14 protein-coding genes are annotated in these 18,552 nt (G+C 68.2%); 11 read left to right on the forward strand and 3 right to left on the reverse strand.

The features are described 5' to 3' along the window. The first annotated feature begins 243 nt into the window (after positions 1 to 243). Entirely contained in the window at positions 244 to 1,902 is a 1,659-nt protein-coding gene (locus ACXJKJ_RS04375; protein ID WP_457350867.1) for an FMN-binding glutamate synthase family protein, read from the forward strand. Between the two features lie 128 nt (positions 1,903 to 2,030). Then, on the forward strand, positions 2,031 to 2,678 hold the full coding sequence (locus ACXJKJ_RS04380) for a response regulator (protein WP_056200213.1): 648 nt from the start codon (positions 2,031 to 2,033) through the stop codon (positions 2,676 to 2,678). Here the strand turns inward: ACXJKJ_RS04380 and ACXJKJ_RS04385 are convergent. Beyond that, positions 2,675 to 3,298 (reverse strand): glutathione S-transferase family protein, encoded by a 624-nt coding sequence (locus ACXJKJ_RS04385; protein WP_457324626.1) that lies wholly within the window; start codon positions 3,296 to 3,298, stop codon positions 2,675 to 2,677. The two genes, ACXJKJ_RS04380 and ACXJKJ_RS04385, sit on opposite strands and share 4 nt — an antisense overlap. A gap of 426 nt (positions 3,299 to 3,724) precedes the next feature. Here ACXJKJ_RS04385 and ACXJKJ_RS04390 point away from each other — a divergent pair, with 426 nt between their 5' ends. The 5 genes from ACXJKJ_RS04390 (at position 3,725) to purB (ending at position 9,670) form a co-directional block, all read left to right on the forward strand. After that, positions 3,725 to 4,912, forward strand: coding sequence for a YjgN family protein (locus tag ACXJKJ_RS04390; RefSeq protein ID WP_056200210.1), 1,188 nt, complete (start codon positions 3,725 to 3,727; stop codon positions 4,910 to 4,912). Continuing rightward, positions 4,912 to 5,937 carry a M48 family metallopeptidase gene (locus ACXJKJ_RS04395; protein ID WP_457389233.1) on the forward strand — a complete coding sequence of 342 codons (1,026 nt, stop codon included), beginning with the start codon at positions 4,912 to 4,914 and terminating at the stop codon, positions 5,935 to 5,937. The genes ACXJKJ_RS04390 and ACXJKJ_RS04395 overlap by 1 nt, the downstream gene beginning before the upstream one ends. A gap of 102 nt (positions 5,938 to 6,039) precedes the next feature. After that, positions 6,040 to 7,215, forward strand: a complete 1,176-nt coding sequence (locus ACXJKJ_RS04400; protein ID WP_457350863.1) for a YjgN family protein — start codon at positions 6,040 to 6,042, stop codon at positions 7,213 to 7,215. A 1-nt stretch (position 7,216) separates the two neighbouring features. After that, entirely contained in the window at positions 7,217 to 8,260 is a 1,044-nt protein-coding gene (locus tag ACXJKJ_RS04405) for a M48 family metallopeptidase (protein WP_457389234.1), read from the forward strand. Between the two features lie 33 nt (positions 8,261 to 8,293). Next, complete coding sequence (gene purB, locus ACXJKJ_RS04410; protein WP_457389235.1) at positions 8,294 to 9,670, forward strand: adenylosuccinate lyase; 1,377 nt, start codon at positions 8,294 to 8,296, stop codon at positions 9,668 to 9,670. A gap of 55 nt (positions 9,671 to 9,725) precedes the next feature. Here purB and ACXJKJ_RS04415 read toward each other — a convergent pair whose 3' ends face one another. Further along, entirely contained in the window at positions 9,726 to 10,235 is a 510-nt protein-coding gene (locus ACXJKJ_RS04415) for a GNAT family N-acetyltransferase (RefSeq protein ID WP_056200196.1), read from the reverse strand. 73 nt (positions 10,236 to 10,308) lie between these two features. On the opposite strand from ACXJKJ_RS04415, the gene ACXJKJ_RS04420 reads away from it, so the two are divergent. The 4 genes from ACXJKJ_RS04420 to ACXJKJ_RS04435 are packed head-to-tail and all read left to right on the forward strand — an operon-like array spanning position 10,309 to position 17,480. Continuing rightward, positions 10,309 to 12,534 (forward strand): putative bifunctional diguanylate cyclase/phosphodiesterase, encoded by a 2,226-nt coding sequence (locus ACXJKJ_RS04420; protein ID WP_056200193.1) that lies wholly within the window; start codon positions 10,309 to 10,311, stop codon positions 12,532 to 12,534. Further along, the gene (gene pyrF, locus ACXJKJ_RS04425) at positions 12,534 to 13,337 is read left to right on the forward strand and encodes an orotidine-5'-phosphate decarboxylase (protein WP_457350857.1); all 804 of its coding nucleotides are present in this window, start codon (positions 12,534 to 12,536) and stop codon (positions 13,335 to 13,337) included. Before ACXJKJ_RS04420 ends, pyrF begins: the two co-directional genes overlap by 1 nt. A 2-nt stretch (positions 13,338 to 13,339) precedes the next feature. Then, positions 13,340 to 16,753 (forward strand): PAS domain S-box protein, encoded by a 3,414-nt coding sequence (locus tag ACXJKJ_RS04430; RefSeq protein WP_457389236.1) that lies wholly within the window; start codon positions 13,340 to 13,342, stop codon positions 16,751 to 16,753. 13 nt (positions 16,754 to 16,766) lie between these two features. Further along, the gene (locus ACXJKJ_RS04435) at positions 16,767 to 17,480 is read left to right on the forward strand and encodes a queuosine precursor transporter (protein ID WP_457389237.1); all 714 of its coding nucleotides are present in this window, start codon (positions 16,767 to 16,769) and stop codon (positions 17,478 to 17,480) included. Positions 17,481 to 17,721: 241 nt separating this feature from the next. Here the strand turns inward: ACXJKJ_RS04435 and ACXJKJ_RS04440 are convergent, their stop codons facing one another. Continuing rightward, positions 17,722 to 18,423 carry a PEP-CTERM sorting domain-containing protein gene (locus tag ACXJKJ_RS04440; RefSeq protein ID WP_056200180.1) on the reverse strand — a complete coding sequence of 234 codons (702 nt, stop codon included), beginning with the start codon at positions 18,421 to 18,423 and terminating at the stop codon, positions 17,722 to 17,724. Positions 18,424 to 18,552 lie beyond the last annotated feature (129 nt).

The following is an 18,552-nucleotide window of genomic DNA, read 5'->3' on the forward strand; positions in this document are numbered from 1 at the left end:
CGCCGGCGAGGCGTGGGTAGGGACCCACAACGAGCCGGTAACGCCGCATGGCCCCGCAAATCGCTCGGCCCTCCGGGTTGTGACTGGCAAGGGCGCAGGCGTTGTTGCTCGTCGTTGSGGGTACGCACCCGCTGCCTCCTCGCGCCTAGCCTGCGCCCTTGCCAGWCACAACGCGGGCCACGCCCGCTGCCGCTCAGGCTCCTCCGGCCTTAGCATCCGTCGGTCACGGTTTAAGGACCCCTCATGCTTGCCTGGCCCAGCTGGACACGACGCATCAACGAGTATTTCCCGCTGCGCTATCTGACGTGGATGCTGTGCGGCCTGTTCGCGCTGTTCTTCGCCATCGGTTGGATGGGCGGGCTCGTCGACGGCGTGCTGGTCGTCGTCTTCCTGGGCCTGACGTTGCTCGGCCTGCGCGATACCCGCCAGACGCGTCATTCCATTCTGCGCAACTATCCCGTCATCGGCCATCTGCGCTTCCTGCTGGAGTTCATCCGCCCGGAGATCCGCCAGTACTTCCTGGAGGGCGACAACGATGCCGCGCCGTTCTCGCGTGCCCAGCGCTCCATCGTCTACCAGCGCGCCAAGGGCGAGGCCGACCAGCGCCCTTTCGGCACCCAACTGGACGTCAGCGCGCGCGGCTATGAATGGATCAACCATTCCCTGGCGCCGACCCATCTCACCAGCCACGACTTCCGCATCACCATTGGCGCGGGCCGGGCCCAGCCCTATTCGGCCAGCGTCTTCAACATCTCGGCGATGAGCTTCGGCGCGCTCAGCGCCAACGCCATCCTGGCGCTGAACAAGGGCGCGAAGCTCGGCGGCTTCGCCCACGACACGGGCGAAGGCTCGATCAGCGCCCACCACCGCGTGCATGGCGGCGACCTGATCTGGGAGATTGGTTCGGGTTATTTCGGCTGCCGCAATGACGATGGCAGCTTCAGCCCCGAGCGCTTCGAGGCCGCTGCCCGCGACCCGCAGGTCAAGATGATCGAGCTCAAGCTCAGCCAGGGCGCCAAGCCCGGCCACGGCGGCGTGCTGCCCGGCCCGAAGGTGACGGCGGAGATTGCGGCCGCACGTGGCGTTCCCGAGGGCGTGGCCTGCATCTCACCGGCCCGGCACAGCGCCTTCTCGACACCCATCGAGATGATGCAGTTCATCGACAGGCTGCGCACGCTGTCGGGCGGCAAGCCCACCGGCTTCAAGCTTTGCATCGGCCACCCCTGGGAGTGGTTCGCTGTGTGCAAGGCCATGCTGGAGACAGGCATCACGCCCGACTTCATCGTCGTCGACGGTGCCGAAGGCGGCACGGGCGCCGCGCCGCTGGAGTTCACCAACCATGTCGGCGCGCCGGTTCAGGAGGGCCTGCTGCTCGTGCACAACTCGCTGGTCGGATTGAACCTGCGCGACAAGATCAAGATCGGCTGCGCCGGCAAGGTCACGACCGCCTTCGACCTGGTGCGCCTGATGGCGCTGGGCGCCGACTGGTGCAACGCCGGGCGCGGCTTCATGTTCGCTCTGGGCTGCATCCAGGCCCAGGCCTGCCACACCGGCCATTGCCCGACGGGCGTGACCACGCAGGACCCGGTGCGCCAGCGCGCCATCGTCGTGCCCGACAAGGCCCAGCGCGTCGCCAACTTTCACCAGGGCACGCTGAAGGCGCTGAAGGAACTCGTCGAGGCCGCCGGCCTGTGCCATCCGCAGGAAATCACGGCCCAGCACATCGTGCACCGCCTGGACAAGCACGAGGTCAGGTTGCTGGCCAACCTGCTGCCTTTCGTGGAGCCGGGTTCGCTGCTGCGCGGCGACATGAGGCACAACACCTTCAGGATCTACTGGCCGCTGGCCAGCGCCCACAGCTTTGCGCCCCAGGGCGCCATCGAACGTACCGCTGCCGCGTGAATCTCGGGCCGGGCGCCTGGCGATCCCCTCCTTGGACGAGGGGCCCGCGCCCGCGGGGGATGGCGCCTACAAGTTAGGGGGATGGCGACCAAAACGCGCACAATGCGCAGCGGTTACATCCGCGCATCATGCCCACCGTCTATCTCCTCCGTCTCAGCGAGCCCACGCTGCAGCGCACGCGCTCGCTGCTGCTGCAGGCCGACGGCGTGGAGCTGGCCGGCAGCAGCACCCTGCTGGCCGACGCGCTGGACGAACTCGCCGCGCTGGCGCCCGACATCGTCGCTAGCGACCTGCGCCTGGTCGACAGCCATGCGATGCGTGTCGCCCATGAACTCGGCCGCCTGCCGGTGCGGCCCCAGCTGCTGCTGCTGACGCCGACGGCCGATGACCTGCAGCTGTTCGCCGCGCTGAGTGCCGGCGCCAATGCCTATCACGTGGACGACGGCAGCGGTGCCGGCCTCGTCCAGGCGCTGACTCGCCTGCATGAACGCCGCTCCATGTTCAACCCTCAGCTGGCCCGCCAGGCCCTGGCGGCCTTCGGCATCGAGCGCAGCCCCATCGTCACGGCCCGCCAGGCCGCAGCGCCGCTGGATGCCAGCCCCGCCGGCCGCCAGATCGACCAGGCCAGCCGTCATCTGCTGACGCTGCTGGCGCAAGGCCTGCTACTGGCCGAGATCGCGACGCTGTGGAAGCTGGACGTTGCCGAGATCGAGCGCCGCATCTGGCGCCTGGTGCGTCTGCTGCATGTGCGTTCGCGGGAACTGCTGATCGCCTAGGCCGGCACGGTGTCCGCAAAGCTCTGGCGCTGGGACAGCTTGTCCATGTGGCGAGCCAGATTGGGGTAGTCCTCGCGCCAGTTGATCTCCGGGAAGCGGAATTCCAGCCAGCCCAGGGCGCAGCCGACGGAGATGTCGGCGAGCGAGAAATGGTTGCCCGAGCACCAGGCCTTCTCGCCCAGGCCCTGGCTCATCGCGGCCAACGCGGCGTTGACCTTGGTCAGCTGACGGTCAATCCAGGCCGGGCTGCGCTGCTCCGCGGGGCGGTGCGCCCAGGTGCGCTCCAGGCGCACGAGGATGCCGGCATCGACGACGCCATCGGCCAGGGCCTCCCAGGTGCGCACCTCGCAGCGCTCGCGGCCGCGCTCGGGGATCAGCTTGCCCACGGGTGACAGCGTGTCCACGTACTCGACGATGACGCGCGAGTCGAAGACGGCACCGGTGATCGAATCCTGGCCTTCCATGACCAGGCAGGGCACCTTGCCCAGCGGGTTCATCTTCAGGATGGCGTCGCTGCCCCAGACGTCTTCAAGCACCAACTGGTAATCGAGCTTCTTCTCGGCCATCACGATGCGAACCTTGCGCACGTAAGGGCTGGCGAGAGAACCGATCAACTTCATCGTCATAGGGCAGGCAAGGGGATCACAAGTCGAAACGATTCTAGCGAGCGCTTCTTGGCGGACTGCCCGTGAAAAAGGCCTGTCGGCTGGGGCCGACAGCCACCGCAAGCAGGGGTTGCCAGCAGGGAGGGCGCCCTGCACAGTGCTGCCGCTCAGACACCGGCGCCGTCCCCGGAAGCCGGGACAAAGGACATCCGAGGGAGGATGAATGCTTGATTCCGACACGACCGCGACGACTCGGTCCAGGTCTTTTTCGGCTTCGTTCTCAAGCCACCCGGGCGACGAAGAGCGCATCGCCTTCTTCAGGCAGCCGTAAAAAATCACATCACGGGGCCTGACAAACCAGAGTTGCCAGGCACGCTGGCCACCGCCAAAGTCTCGGCCGGCACGCCGCGCTGAACAGCGGCCCGCTAACAGGGAGATTCCATGCAAGACCTCGACGCCGCGGCCGATGCGGCCCCCGTCGCCACGCCGCCCGCTGCGCCGCGGGTGCTCGACATCCGCTTCACCGGCTCGGGCAGCGAGTATTTCCGCATCTGGTCGGTCAACCTGCTGCTCATCCTCGTCACGCTGGGCCTGTACCTGCCCTTCGCCAAGGCCAGGCGCATCCGCTACTTCTATGCCAACACCCTGGTCGATGGCCAGGCGCTGAGCTTTCATGGCGACCCGTGGAAGATGTTCCGCGGCTTCGTGCTGCTGGTCGTGTTGATGGGTGTCTACAGCGGCGCGGGCCGGCTGTCGCAGCTGGCGGCCTTCATCGCCTTCCTGATCCTGTGCGCCGTCTGGCCGGCCCTGTGGCGGGCCTCGATGCAGTTTCGCCTGGGCAACACCAGCTGGCGCGGCCTGCGCCTGCGCTTCGAGGGGTCGCTGCAAGGAGCCTATCTGGCCTGCGCACCCAGCTATCTGCCGGCCATCGCCATGGTCGCCGGCACCGCGCTGATGGCCTCCGCAGACGCAGGCACGGCCAAGGAGATGACGCCCGCGCTGTGGCTGAACGTCGTCGGCCTGCTGGGCATGATGGTCCTGATGCCTTGGTCGTTGACCCTGTTCAAGCGCTACCAGCACAACGGCTACCGCATCGCCGGACAGCATGCCCGGCTCAAGCTGTCGGTGGCCAAGGTCTATCTGCTCGGGCTGAAGACCATCGGCGTCTCGTTGCTGCCCATGATCGGTTCCGGCGTGCTGATCGCGTTGTTCGTCGCGCTGGGCAGCACCATGCAGCAGAGCATGGGTCGTGTCGTCAGCATGGCCGCGCTGGGCTTTGGGGTGCTGCTCGCCTACCTGCTGTATTTCGCGGTCGTCATGCCCTACAGCGCCGCACGCATGCAGAACCTGGCCTGGAGCGGCACGCGCAGCGAAGCCTTGCGCTTTCGCAGCACGCTGAGCTTCTCGTCCCTGTTCGGCCTGACGCTGAAGAACTGGCTGCTGACCGGACTGACCCTGGGCCTGTACCGGCCCTTCGCGGCGATCGCCACGGCGCGGCTGCGCCTGGAGGCCGTCAGCATCGGCTGCGACGAAGACCCGGCCGACTGGGTGGCCGCGGCCCATGCCGGCCACGCCGACGCGACGGGCGACATCGCCGGCGACTTCTTCGGCATCGACATGGGCCTGTGATGGATGCTTCGCCCCGCCTCGCCGCGGACTGGTTTGATGGGCGCAGCGCCCGCGCGCGGCCCATTGAGGTCTGGATGGACGGTGCGACGCTGCACTTCGGTGAGCAGAGCGCGCCGCTGTCAGGCCTGACCTGGCCCGAACGCCAGCGCCATGGCCAGCGCCAGATCCTGCTGCCTGGCGGCGGCCTGCTGAGCTTTGCCGATGCCGCGGCCTTTGATGCCTGGGCGAGCGCGTCCGGTCGCAGTGACAGCGCCATCGTGCAGTGGCAGCAGAGCTGGCTGCTGGCGCTGCTGGCGCTGGTGTTGCTGGCGGCGGGCCTGGCAGCGGGTTGGCGCTGGGGACTGCCGTGGGCGGTCGACACCGCCGTCGACGCGCTGCCCCAATCCGCTGAGCGGACCCTGGGCGAGCATTTGTTGAACGGTCTGGACGGCGATTGGCTCAAGCCGAGCGCCCTCAGCACGGCCCAGCAACAGGTCTGGCAAGACCGTTGGACCAAGGCCATCGCGCGAGCCCGCGCTGACGGTGGGCCGGCGGTGCCGGAGCGCTTCGAGATCCATTTCCGCAACGGGGGCAAGGCGCTGGGACCGAATGCGTTTGCGCTGCCCGGCGGCGACATCGTCATCACCGACGAGTTGCTGGAACTGCTGGCCGACGAGCCTGACGCGGTGATGACCGTGCTGGCGCACGAGCTGGGTCACGTGCGTCACCGTCACGGCCTGCGGCTGATGCTGCGGGCGGGTGCGGTCGGCGTCGTCGCCTCGGTCATCGTGGGCGACTTCTCCACGCTGCTTGCCGCGGCGCCGGCCTTGCTGGCGAGCAACGCCTACTCGCGCGACAACGAGCGCGAGGCTGACCTCTACGGCCGCACGCTGGCCCGGGCCGGCGGCGTGGACACCTCGCGCATGGCCGTGTTTTTCGAGCGTCTGGCCAAGAAGCATGCAACGGTGGACAACAACCCGTTGGCCATCGCGATCTCGTCCCACCCCGCAGACGAGGAGCGCATCGCCTTCTTCAGTCAGCGGTGAACAATCACGTCGCGAGCGGAGCTCGTGACGCGCGCCGGCCATGCCACAGTCACGGTGCAGCCCGCCGCAGCAGACGGCGGCGCCTTCACCCAGGGAGTTTCCATGCACACCGCCGCAGCCGTCCCGACGACGGCCGATCTGCCCCCGCCCAACACCGAGCCCGCGCCGCGTGTTCTCGAGATCCGCTTCACAGGCTCCGGCAGCGAGTACTTCCGCATCTGGGCCGTCAACCTGCTGCTGATCCTGCTGAGCTGCGGGCTCTACCTGCCGTTCGCCAAGATGCGGCGCATCCGCTACCTCTACGCCAACACCTTGATCGACGGCGAGGCGCTGGCCTTCCATGGTGACGTCTGGAAGATGTTCCGCGGCTTCGTGCTGATGGCCGTGCTGATGCTCGTCTACACGTTTGCCGGAGAGTTCTCGCCCATGGCGGCGCTGCTGGCCTTCGTGCTGGCGGGTGCCGCCTGGCCGGCGCTGTGGCGGGCATCGATGCAGTTCCGCCTCGGCAACACCAGCTGGCGTGGCTTGCGGATGGGCTTTGAGGGGTCGCTGGGCGCAGCCTATCTCGCCTACCTGCCGGTGTTCGTGCCTGCCGCGCTGGCGCTGGCCTGGAGCCTGAAGAGTGAGGGCTCAGGCGGTGGCGTCCTGGCCTGGCTCGGGCAGGCGTTGCAGTTGGCCGCCCTGCTGGCGGCGCCCTGGTCCACGGCGCTGATCAAGCGCTACCAGCACAGCGGCTACCGCATCGCCGGCGAGCACAGCGGCATCCGGCTGCACACGCGCTCGGTCTACTTCATCGGCTTCAAGTCCGTCCTGCTGGCGGTACTGATGCTGGTGGTTGTCTCGATATGCGCTTTCGCCCTGGGCAGCCTGCTGGGGCTGGCCACCACCGGCAAGATCGACGCCAAGGGTAGCAGCACCTACGCCGGGTTTGCCTGGGCGGGGATGGTCTACCTGTTCGTCGGCAGCGTCGTGCTGCCCTACTACGCCTCGCGCATCCAGAACCTCGTCTGGGGCAATACCCACAGCGCGTCCCTGCGCTTTCGCAGCGAACTCTCCGGCCTGAGGGGGCTGACGCTGAAGAACTGGCTGCTGATCGTCGCCACGCTGGGCCTGTACCGGCCCTTCGCCGTCATCGCCACCATGCGGCTGCGGCTGGAGTCGGTGAGCATCGAGAGCAGCACGGACCCGGCCACATGGGTGGCGCCTGCCGGGACTGAGCGCACCGACGCCAGCGGCGAGGTGGCGGGAGATTTCTTCGGCATGGACGTGGGGCTCTGACATGAGCGCATCGACTTTCATCACCGGCCGTTGGTTCGACGGCCAATGCGGCATGGCCCAGCCCGTCGAGGTGAGCCTCCACAACGGCGCGCTGCGCTTCGGCGACCGCGCCACCCCGCTGGATCAGGTGCAATGGCCCGAGCGGATGCGCCATGGCCAAAGGCAGATCCTGCTGCGCGGCGCGGGTGTGATCAGCTTCCCCGATGCCGCCGCCTTCGACGCCTGGGCCGACAGCGTCGGCCAACTGCCGGGCCTCGTCGCGCGCTGGCAACTCAGCTGGCATCTGGCGCTGATGTCTCTGGCCTTGCTCACGGTGCTGCTCGCTGCTGGTTGGCGCTGGGGCCTGCCCTGGGCCAGCGACCGCCTCGTCGAGCGCGTGCCCCTCAGCGCCGAGCAGCCAATCGGCGAGCAGGCCATGGCGCTGATCGACAGGCAGATGGTGCGACCCACCCAGCTCAGCGAGGCAGAGCAGCAGGCCTGGCGCCAGCGCTTCGAGCGCATGCTGACCACGGCGCGCGCCGCCGGCATGCGCGACCTGCCTGAGCACTGGCAGCTGCATTTCCGGCGCACCACCCCTGCGCTGGGACCCAATGCCTTTGCGCTGCCCGGCGAGCAAATGTGCGTGACCGACGAACTCCTCGAAATGCTGAAGGGCGAGCCCGACGCGGTGCTGACCATCCTCGCCCACGAGGCCGGCCATGTCAGGCACCGCCACGGCCTGCGCATGGGCTTGCGCGCGGGCGTCACGGCCGCCGTCACGGCGTTGTGGCTGGGCGACTATTYCAGCCTGCTCAATGGTCTGCCCATCGCGTTGCTCACCAAAGGCTACTCACGCGACTACGAGCGCGAAGCTGACGCCTTTGCCCGCGAACTGGCCAGCCGGGGCGGTGTCGACCCGGCGCGCATCGCTGTCTTCTTCGAACGCATCCGCGAAAAGTATGGCGGTGCCGAGAGCCCTTTGGCCATTGCGTTCAGCTCCCATCCTGGCGACAGTGAGCGCATCGCCTTCTTCAAGGCCGAAGGCCCCGCAGCCCCCAAAAACTAGAATCGCGGGTTTTCCACGATCCGCCGGCCCGCCATGACAACGTCCGAATACTCCGCCATCAGCGCCCTCTCGCCGCTGGATGGCCGCTATGCCGCCAAGGTGGCCGCCCTGCGCCCGCTGCTGTCCGAGTACGGGCTGATGCACCGCCGCGTGCAGGTCGAGGTGGAGTGGTTCATCGCGTTGTCTGATGCAGGCTTCAAGGAGTTCAAGCCGCTGTCGTCATCCGCCCGCTCGCGCCTGCGCCGGCTCGTCAAGAAGTTCAGCGAGGCCGACGCCGAAGAGATCAAGGCCATCGAGCGCACCACCAACCACGACGTGAAGGCGGTCGAGTACTGGATCAAGCGCAGCTTCGAGGGCCAGCCTGAATTGCTCGCGGCGAGTGAGTTCGTGCACTTCGCCTGCACCAGCGAAGACATCAACAACACCAGCCACGCGCTGATGCTGAAGGCGGCGCGCGATGAGGTCATGCTGCCGGCGCTGGACGGCATCGTCGCCACGCTGCGCAAGATGGCCCACCAGTTCGCCACCGTGCCGATGCTGTCCCGCACGCACGGCCAGACGGCCAGCCCGACGACGGTCGGCAAGGAGATCGCCAACGTCGTCGCCCGCCTGCTGACGGCGCGTGCCCGCATCGCGGCCGTGAAGCCGCTGGCCAAGATGAACGGCGCCGTCGGCAACTTCAACGCCCATCTGTCGGCCTGGCCCAAGCATGACTGGGAGGCCTTCTCCAAGACCGTCATCGAGAAGCAGCTCAAACTGAGCTTCAACCCGTACACGATCCAGATCGAGCCGCACGACTACATGGCCGAGCTGTTCGACGCGTTCACGCGTGCCAACACCATCCTGATCGACTGGTCGCGCGACGTCTGGGGCTATATCTCGCTGGGCTACTTCAAGCAGCGCACCAAGGCCGGCGAGATCGGCAGCTCGACGATGCCGCACAAGGTCAACCCCATCGACTTCGAGAACGCGGAAGGCAACTTCGGCCTGGCCAGCGCGGTGCTGACGCACCTGAGCCAAAAGCTGCCGRTSAGCCGCTGGCAGCGCGACCTGACCGACTCCACCGTGCTGCGCAACATGGGCGTCGGCCTGGGCTATGCGCTGCTGGGCTACGACTCGCTGGCCAAGGGCCTGGGCAAGCTGGAAGTGAACGAAGCCGCGCTCGCGGACGACCTTGACGCCGCCTGGGAAGTGCTGGCCGAACCCATCCAGACTGTCATGCGCCGCTTCGGCCTGCCCAACCCCTACGAGCAGCTCAAGGAGCTGACCCGCGGCAAGGCCATCACGCAGGAATCCATCCGCGCCTTCATCGAAGGCCTGGACCTGCCCAAGGCCGAGAAGGCCCGGTTGCTGAAGATGACGCCGGGCAGCTACACCGGCCTGGCGCAAGACCTGGCGAAGCGAATCTAATGGCTTTGCGGGACAGACCGAGCGAGCGCAAGCGAGTAGCTCTGTCCCCAACTGGCTAGAGAGCCAAGCGGAACACCCTCGAGAGATCGTTGTAGCCCTCGAGCTGTTCCTGGCCCTGCTCGATGAAGCCCAGCTTGCCCAGCAGGGCCACGCTGGGCGTGTTGTCAACGGCCGTGATGGCCATCAGCACCGGCCAGCCCAGCGCCGCCTTCGCATGCGCCACGCAGGCCTGCGCCGCCTCCAGCGCGTAGCCATTGCCTTCATGCTCGGCCAGCAGCGCATAGCCGAGGTCGGGCTCGGGCAGGGCGGGGCGCTTGAACAGGCCGCACATGCCCACAAGCACGCCGTCGGTGCGCCGCTCCAGGGCCCAGAAGCCGTGGCCGAGCTCCCGGTAGGCCTTGAACAGCCGCCCCTCGGCCCAGGCCAGGGCGTCGTCGACGGTGCGCACGCCGGGGTTGTTGATGTTGCGGATCCAGCCCGGTTCGTTGACCAGGCGGAGCAGGAAGGGGGCGTCTAGCGGTGTGAATTCACGCAGCGACAGGCGTTCGGTATCCAGGATATGCATGAGGTCAGACAATAACCGGTCATGCTCCAATTCCTGCCCGCCCACCGGACCCCTGCCGCCGTATAGCCCGTTCATGAGCTTCGCGCCCGACTCCAGCGACAACCCCGCGCTCAGCCAGGCTTTGCGCGAACTGGATGTCATCCTGGCCAACGCGGGCGTCGGCGTTGTCTTCGTGAAGGCGCGCACCCTGGTGCGCTGCAACCAGCGCTACGCCGAGATCTTCGGTTTTGACAGCCCGGATGCGGCCGTTGGCACCAGCAGCCTGGAGCTGTACGAGAGCGAGCAGGACGCCCGCAGCCTGGGCGCCCGGGCCTACCCGGTGCTGGCCGCCGGCGAAACCTTCCGCGACGAGCAGTTGATGCGGCGCCAGAACGGCGAGCTGTTCTGGGCCCATCTGACGGGCCGCCTCATCCATGCCGACGACCCGGCCGACGGCTCGATCTGGATCGTCGACGACATCCACGAGCGCAAGCTGGCCGATGCCACGCTGCAGGACCTGCACGCCGAGCAGCAGCTCATCTTCGACCACGCCATGGTCGGCATCGTCTTCCTGCGCGGCCGCCGCGTGACGCGCTGCAACCGCGCCTTCGAGCAACTGTTCGGCTATGCGCCGGGCGAGCTCGACGGCCAGTTGTCGCGCGCCTGGTACCTGACCGACGAGGACTGGAAGGCCGCTGGCGACGCCTGCTACGCGCCGCTGGCGCGCGGCGACGCCTTCCACGCCGAGATGCTGCTCGCCCGCAAGGACGGCACCTCCATCTACTGCGAGGTGCGCAGCAAGGCCATTGACCGCAGCGACCTGTCGCGCGGCTCGATCTGGATCACCCAGGACATCACCGCCCGCAAGCAGGCCGAGCTGGAGCTGGTGCAGGCCAAGGCCCAGCTCGAGGCCCTGGTGGTGCAGCGCACCGAGCAGCTCAGCCAGACCGTCGCAGCCCTGGAGCTCAAGATTGCCGAGCAGCAGGCCGCCGAGGCACGCGCCGAGCGCCTGGCCCTGTTCGACGGCCTGACCGGCCTGCCCAACCGCCACCTGCTGGCCGACCGCGCCAGCCAGGCCATCGACATCGCGCGCCGCGGCGACGAGCCGCTGGCCGTGCTTTTCCTGGACCTGGACCACTTCAAGAACGTCAACGACTCCCTCGGCCACCGCGTCGGCGACAGCCTGCTGACCCAGCTCGCCTCACGGCTGCGTGGCGCGGTGCGCGAGCAGGACACCGTGGCCCGCATGGGTGGCGATGAGTTCGTGCTGGTGCTGCCGCTGACCGACATCGCTGGCGCCGCCCACCTGGCCACCAAGCTGATGGCGCTGGCCAGCGCGCCCTTTCACGTCGAGCAGCAGGAGCTGACCGTCACGCCGTCCATGGGCATCGCGATGTTCCCGACCGACGGCGACGACTTCGACACGCTGTGCAAATGCGCCGACGCGGCCATGTACCGCGCCAAGCGCGACGGCCGCAACGCCTACCGCTTCTTCACCAGCGAGATGCAGGCCCAGTCGGCCCGTGCCCTGCAGTTGGAGAACGCGCTGCGCCGCGCCCAGGAACGCAACCAGCTCAGCCTGCATTACCAGCCGCAGTTCTCGCTGGATGCCGATGGCGACAGCACCATCGTCGGCGCCGAAGCCCTGCTGCGCTGGAACCATCCCGAGCTGGGCTGGGTCTCGCCGGCCGAGTTCATCCCGGTGGCCGAGACCTCAGGCCTGATCCTGCCGATCGGCGAATGGGTGCTGCGTGAAGCGCTGTCGCAGCTGCGTCGCTGGGATGCCGCCGGCCTGCCCGGGCTGACCATGGCCGTCAACCTGTCGGCCGTGCAGTTCCGCCATGACGACCTGCCCGAGCTCGTTGGCCGCGTGCTGGACGAGGTCGGCATGCCGGCCGGGCGCCTGGAGCTGGAGCTGACGGAGGGCGCCGCCATGGACAACCCGGCCGTCGCCATCACCGTCATGAACGAACTGCATGCCCGCGGCGTGCATCTGTCCATCGACGACTTCGGCACCGGCTACTCATCGCTGAGCTATCTGAAGAAGTTCCGCGTCAGCAAGCTCAAGATCGACCAGTCCTTCGTGCGCGACCTGACCGACGACGCCGAAGACCGCGCCATCGTCGACGCCGTCATCCGCATGGCCGGCGCCCTGGGCCTGCAGACCCTGGCCGAGGGTGTCGAGACCGAGGGCCAGCTCGCCTTCCTGCGCCGCCAGGGCTGCCATGCCGTGCAGGGCTATCTGTTCAGCCGGCCGCTGCCGGCCGAGGCCTTTGCAGAATTCGTCCTTGCCCGAACCCTTCCCATTTCCGCCTACTGATGACCTTCGTCGCCCAGCTCCAAGCCCTGACTCCCCAATCGCGCCTTTGCGTCGGCCTCGATCCCGAGCCGTCCAAGCTGCCGGGCGCCTGGGCCGGCGACGCCTCGAAGTTCTATGACTTCTGCGCGGCAATCGTCGACGCGACCAAGGACCTCGTCTGTGCCTTCAAGCCGCAGATCGCCTACTTCGCCGCCCACGGTGCCGAAGGGCAGCTCGAGCGCCTCATCTCGCACATCCACGAGGTCGCGCCCGGCGTGCCCGTCATCCTCGACGCCAAGCGTGGCGACATCGGCTCCACCGCCGAGCAATACGCCCGCGAGGCCTTCGTGCGCTACCAGGCCGACGCCGTCACGCTGTCGCCCTTCATGGGCTTCGATTCCGTCGAACCCTATCTCGCCTACGAAGGCAAGGGCGCCATCCTGCTGTGCCGCACCTCCAACAAGGGTGGCGACGACTGGCAGATGCAGCGCCTGGCCGACGTGCCCGGCCAGCCGCGGCTGTTCGAGCATCTGGCCCATCTGGCCGAGACGCAGTGGAACCGCAATGGCCAGCTCGGCCTTGTCGTGGGCGCCACCTACCCTGGCGAGATCGCCCGTGTGCGCGAGCTCGCACCGACGCTGCCGCTGCTGGTGCCGGGCGTTGGCGCACAGGGTGGCGATGCGGCGGCCGTCGTGCAGGCCGCGGGCCGCAGTGCGCCGCTGGTCGTGAACTCCTCGCGCGCCATCCTCTACGCCAGCAGCGGTGCCGATTTCGCCGAGCGCGCCCGTGCCGTGGCCGAAGCCACCAGATTGGCGCTCGCCTGAACATGGTGCGGACCGGCGAAGAACTCAGCAGCCTCGTCGGGCACGCCGAACCGCCCGAGCAGCAGCGGGAACGATTGCAAACCAGCATGCGCTGGCAGGCCTCGCTGGTCTTCCTGATGGCTTGCGGCCCGGTCTTCGTGCCGGTGGCCGCGCTGCTGTGGCTCACGCGCCAGCGCGGTGAATGGCTGGACGGCTGGCCGCCGGTGGCGCTGGCGCTGCTGATTTCGGTGCTGGCCCTGCTGCGCCTGGTCGTGCTCTCGCGCGCGCCGCGCCGCAAGGAACAGCCTCTCATCACGCTGGGCATGATGGCGCTGGTACTGGCCCTGCCGGTGGCCGCTGCCGTGTCGCGCGACCTGGGCCTGTGGTCGCTGTGCCTGCCGCTGATGAGTCTGGTCGTCGCCTTCGCCACGGGATTGCTGGGCCTTTTTGCCGGCGCCGTGCTGACGTTGCTGGGCGCCGTCGCGCTGGCGGGCCTTGGCGCCGGCGAGGCACTGGGCTGGGTCACGCATCCCATGGGGGCGTCCAGCCTCGTGCTGCGTGTCATCGTGCAGTTCGGCCTGCTGGGCTCGGGCCTGGTGGCCGGCCTGGGCCTGTTGAGGATGGTCAAGCGCTCGCTGGCCGAGGCCGACGAGCGCACGGCGCGTTTCCGCGGCCTGCTGGGCATGGCCGTGGACTGGTACTGGGAGATGGACCGCGAGTTCCGCTTCACCCATGTCGCCGAGGAAAGGCCCGGCACCTCGGGCCTGGACCTCAATTCCCGCCTGGGCAAGACCCCGTGGGAAATCGACGGCATGGGCCTGTCCGATGACGAGCTCGACGCTCACCGCGCCGATCTCGAATCGCACCGACCCTTCCATGGCATGGTGGCGCGACGCGTCGGCATGGACGGCAGCGCGCGCTGGGTCTCCATCAGTGGCGAGCCGCGCTTTGACGCGCAGGGCAATTTCCGCGGCTATTGGGGCGTGGGCCGTGACGTGACGGGCGAAGTGGCCGCCGAGCAGACCGTGCAGGCGACCGAGACGCGCTACCGCGAGTTGTTTCGCCGCTCGCCCAGCCCGCTGGTGCTGCACCGCTGGGGCCGCGTCGTCGACGCCAATCCGGCGGCCATGGCGATGTTCGGCTACGCACAGCGCTCCAGCATGATCGGGCAGGACCTGTTCAGCCATTACGAGCCTGGTGACGACGAGACCGCCCGCCAGCAGGCCGCACGGCTGGAGGGCATGGCCCCGGGCGCGATGCAGCCCATGGCCGAGTACCGGCTGCGCACGCTGTCGCGGCGGCGCCGCCTGGTGCAGGCCACCAGCGTGCGTGTCGAGACTGCCTCGGGTCCGGCCACGCTGACCTTCTTCACCGACCAGACCGAGCAGAGCCGCGCCCAGGACGCGCTGCGCCGCTCGGAGGGCCTGCTGTCGCACCTGGTGGCCACCAGCCCCGACGTCATCACGCTGACCGAGGCCGAGAGCGGCCGCTATGCGATGGTCAACAAGGCCTTCGAAAGCTTGACCGGCTGGAGCAATTCCGAGGTGCTGGGCCGCACGGCCGAGGACATCGGCATCTGGCACAACGCCGCCGACCGCACCGCCATCCGCGAGGCCATCCACCGCGACGGCCTCGCCAACAACGTGCCCATCAGCTTCCGCCGCAAGGACGGCAGCGCCGTCTCCATGCTGGTGTCGGTCGCGCCTTTCGAGATGGACGGGCAGAACTACCTCGTGCTGTATGCGCGCGACGTGAGCGAGAGCGAGCGCACCCGCCTCGTGCATGGCGCCATCCTGGAGAACGCGTCCATCGGCATTGCCCTCACGCGCGACCAGCAGTTCGTGCTGGCCAACCCGCGCGTGGAGGCCATGTTCGGCTGGGAGCGCGGCGCGTTGATCGGCCAGCATGGCAGCGTCGTCTGGCCCGGCGTCGAGGAGTGGCAGGCCGTGGGCCGCGACCTCGGGCCGCAGCTCGCGGGCGGCCAGCAGGTCGAGGCCGAGCGCATCATGCGCCGCCGCGACGGCTCCACCTTCCTGGCCCGCCTGCTCGCCCAGGCCGTCGACCCGGCCCACCCGAGCCGCGGCGGCACGATCTGGATCATCGAGGACGTCACCGAGCGCCGCCGCGTCGAGCAGCAGCTCGCCCACGCCAAGGACGAGGCCCAGGCCGCCAGCCGCGCCAAGAGCGCCTTCCTGGCCAACACCAGCCATGAGATCCGCACGCCGCTCAACGGCCTGCTCGGCCTGGGCCGCCTGGCCCAGCAGCCCGACCTCTCCGACCAGCAGCGGCGCGACTATCTCAACCAGATGATGGACAGCGCCGAAAGCCTGTCCGGGCTGATCTCCGACATCCTGGACCTGTCCAAGATCGAGGCCGGGCGGCTGACGCTGGAGAGCCAGCCCTTCTCGCTGCGCGAGCTGCTCGCCTCCATCCGCCTGGCCTACCTCACGCTGGCCCAGGCGCGCGGCCTGACCTTCGCCGTCGAGATCGACCCAGCCCTGCCGAGCTGGGTCTTCGGCGACCCGCTGCGCACGCGCCAGATCCTGTCCAACTACCTGACCAATGCGCTGAAGTTCACCGAGACCGGCGGCGTCACGGTCAGCGTCAAGGCCCTGCCCGCCAACGCGCGCGGCAGCGCCGGCGAGTGGGTGCACATCGAGGTGCGCGACACCGGCCCCGGCATCGCGACCGAACAGCAGGGCCGGCTCTTCCAGCCCTTCACCCAGGCCGACGAGTCGACGACGCGGCGCTTCGGTGGCACCGGCCTGGGCCTGTCCATCTGCCGCGAACTCGCCATGCTGATGGGCGGCGAAGTCGGCGTCAACAGCGCCCCGGGCGAGGGCTCGGCCTTCTGGGCCGAACTGCCCCTGCCCGCCGCGCCGGCGCCCATGGCCCACCAGCCGCGCGAGACGCGTGCCCAGAGCGCGACCCATGAGGCCCTGCACGGCCGGCGCGTGCTGATCGCCGAGGACCACCCGGTCAACATGCTGATCGCCGTGGCTCAGCTGGAGCAATGGGGCATGGAGGTCGCCCAGGCCAGCGACGGCCGCCAGGCCATCGAGGCCGTGCTGGCCGCGGCCAGYGTCGGCAAGCCCTTCGACATCGTGCTGATGGACGTGCAGATGCCCGTCATGGGCGGGCACGACGCCACCCGCGAACTGCGCAAGCACTTCTCGGCCGCCGAGCTGCCCATCGTTGCGCTGACGGCGGCGGCCCTGATCTCGGAGCGCGACGATGCCTTTGCCGCCGGCATGAACGACTTCCTGACCAAGCCGATCGACACGCCCAAGCTGCATCAGACCTTGCTGAGACTGGCCCACCCCCTACCGGCTTCGCCGGCCCCCTCGAGGGGGCGCTCCACGCAGCCCGGCGAAGCCGGTTCTGCGGGAGCCCCTGGAGGGGCGGGCACACTACGTGGCCCTGTGAACACCGATTGAAAGCGCCATTGCCATGAACTCTGCAGCGCCCCGCAGCTTCAAGTACTACGACTTGATCATGGCGGCCTTTGTCTGCGTGCTGCTGTGCTCCAACCTGATCGGTGCGGCCAAGGCGGCCCAGCTGACCTTGCCGGTCATCGGCACGGTCACCTTCGGCGCCGACCTGTTCTTCTTCCCGATCAGCTATATCTTTGGCGACATCCTGACCGAGGTCTACGGCTACGGCCGCGACCGCCGCGTCGTCTGGGCCGGCTTTGGCGCCCTGGTGTTCTCGGCCTTCATGGCCTTTGTCGTCGTCAACCTGCCGCCGGCGCAGAACGACTTCATGGCCGCCTACCAGCCGCACCTGGACGCCGTGTTCGGCAACACCTGGCGCATCGTCGCGGGTTCGATGATCGCCTTTGCCTGCGGCAGCTTTGCCAACAGCTTCGTGCTGGCCAAGATGAAGATCGCGACGCAGGGCCGCATGCTGTGGGCACGCATCGTCGGCTCCACGGTGGTGGGCCAACTGGTCGACACGGGCGTCTTCTTCCTGATCGCCTTCTACGGCATCTGGCCCAACGACCAGCTTTTCGCCGTCATCGTCACGCAGTACCTGTTCAAGACCATCTGGGAGGCCGTCATGTACCCGCTGACTGCCAAGGTCGTCGCCTTCCTGAAGCGCGCCGAAGGTGAAGACCATTACGACCGCGGCACCAACTTCAACCCGTTCTCGATAAAAGTGTGAGCCCCTCGCCCGGCCCCCCTGGAGGACGGCGATGCTTGCCGGATCGACCGGCAAGCACATCGTCAGACGGGCCGGCTTGGTGAACTGGAGCCGGACACAAGCAGTCCCTGCGGACTGCTTGTGCCTACGGAAGGCCATTGGCCTCTGGCCAATGGCAGGCCCGGCGCTTGGCCCGGAATACCGCGGGCCCAAAGCAAAACGGCGGCCCGCGGGCCGCCGTTTTTCATGGAGGACTGTGGGTTCAGCTGCGGCGACGGCGCGCGCCGACCGCGACGACCAGTGCCAGGCTGGTCAGCGCCAGGCCCGTGGGCTCGGGCAGGCCGAAGACCTCGACCGCCGTACCCTGCACGCCAACCGTGAAGCCATTCCAGTACTCGTTGGTCAGGCTGTTCCAGGTGACGGTGTCGAAGCTGCCCTTGAAGCGGATGGCGCCGTGGGGCTCGCCGCTGCCGATAAGCTGGTACTCGAACACGCCGCCGCCGTGGTCGATGACGTTCTTGGTGACATTGCCGCAACCCCAGTAGCCGCAGCCGACGCTGAGGATGTCGAAGTCCTGATCGAAGCCGTAGCCGTTGCCGTTCAGGCTGATGAAGGCAAACACCGGATTGGCGATGGCCTGGGAGAAGTGCAGCGTCTGTGAGCCGGCAGCCGCCAGTGCGATCTGGTCAGAGCCGGTAGGCCGGTTGTCGACGGCGCTGCTGGTGTAGGACGTGCCGTAGGCCCAATAGTCGAAGCCGCTGCCGGTGTCGTAGAAACCGACGCCCTGGCGGTTGGTATAGGTCACGTTGACCGTGGCGGTGGTCGTCGTGATGACGCCATAGCCCTCGAAGCCGGCGGCGTTGGGATTGCTGCTTTGCCAGTCGGTCCAGTAGACGGGTGCGGCCTGGGCAAACGCGGTGCCTGCGAGGAGGGCGGTGGCAAGCAGATGCTGAAGAGTTCTCATGGCGCCGCCCTCGAAAGAAGAAATGATCCATGGCACGCAAACTTCGCGCCATTGCCCATTCTTCCTGGGCGGCAAGCGGCCGCTTCGCGCGACGGAGAGCACGACTGTCAGCTGCGTCGACACCCCGTG

This window comes from Roseateles sp. P5_E1 (genome assembly GCF_054049335.1).

Coding starts and splice junctions, on each gene's coding strand:
- ACXJKJ_RS04440 (WP_056200180.1), bottom strand. CDS start 18,423: ATGAGAACTCTTCAGCATCTGCTTGCCACCGCCCTCCTCGCAGGCACC.
- ACXJKJ_RS04400 (WP_457350863.1), top strand. CDS start 6,040: ATGCACACCGCCGCAGCCGTCCCGACGACGGCCGATCTGCCCCCGCCC.
- ACXJKJ_RS04395 (WP_457389233.1), top strand. CDS start 4,912: ATGGATGCTTCGCCCCGCCTCGCCGCGGACTGGTTTGATGGGCGCAGC.
- ACXJKJ_RS04415 (WP_056200196.1), bottom strand. CDS start 10,235: ATGCATATCCTGGATACCGAACGCCTGTCGCTGCGTGAATTCACACCG.
- ACXJKJ_RS04380 (WP_056200213.1), top strand. CDS start 2,031: ATGCCCACCGTCTATCTCCTCCGTCTCAGCGAGCCCACGCTGCAGCGC.
- ACXJKJ_RS04420 (WP_056200193.1), top strand. CDS start 10,309: ATGAGCTTCGCGCCCGACTCCAGCGACAACCCCGCGCTCAGCCAGGCT.
- ACXJKJ_RS04375 (WP_457350867.1), top strand. CDS start 244: ATGCTTGCCTGGCCCAGCTGGACACGACGCATCAACGAGTATTTCCCG.
- pyrF (WP_457350857.1), top strand. CDS start 12,534: ATGACCTTCGTCGCCCAGCTCCAAGCCCTGACTCCCCAATCGCGCCTT.
- ACXJKJ_RS04385 (WP_457324626.1), bottom strand. CDS start 3,298: ATGAAGTTGATCGGTTCTCTCGCCAGCCCTTACGTGCGCAAGGTTCGC.
- ACXJKJ_RS04390 (WP_056200210.1), top strand. CDS start 3,725: ATGCAAGACCTCGACGCCGCGGCCGATGCGGCCCCCGTCGCCACGCCG.
- ACXJKJ_RS04435 (WP_457389237.1), top strand. CDS start 16,767: ATGAACTCTGCAGCGCCCCGCAGCTTCAAGTACTACGACTTGATCATG.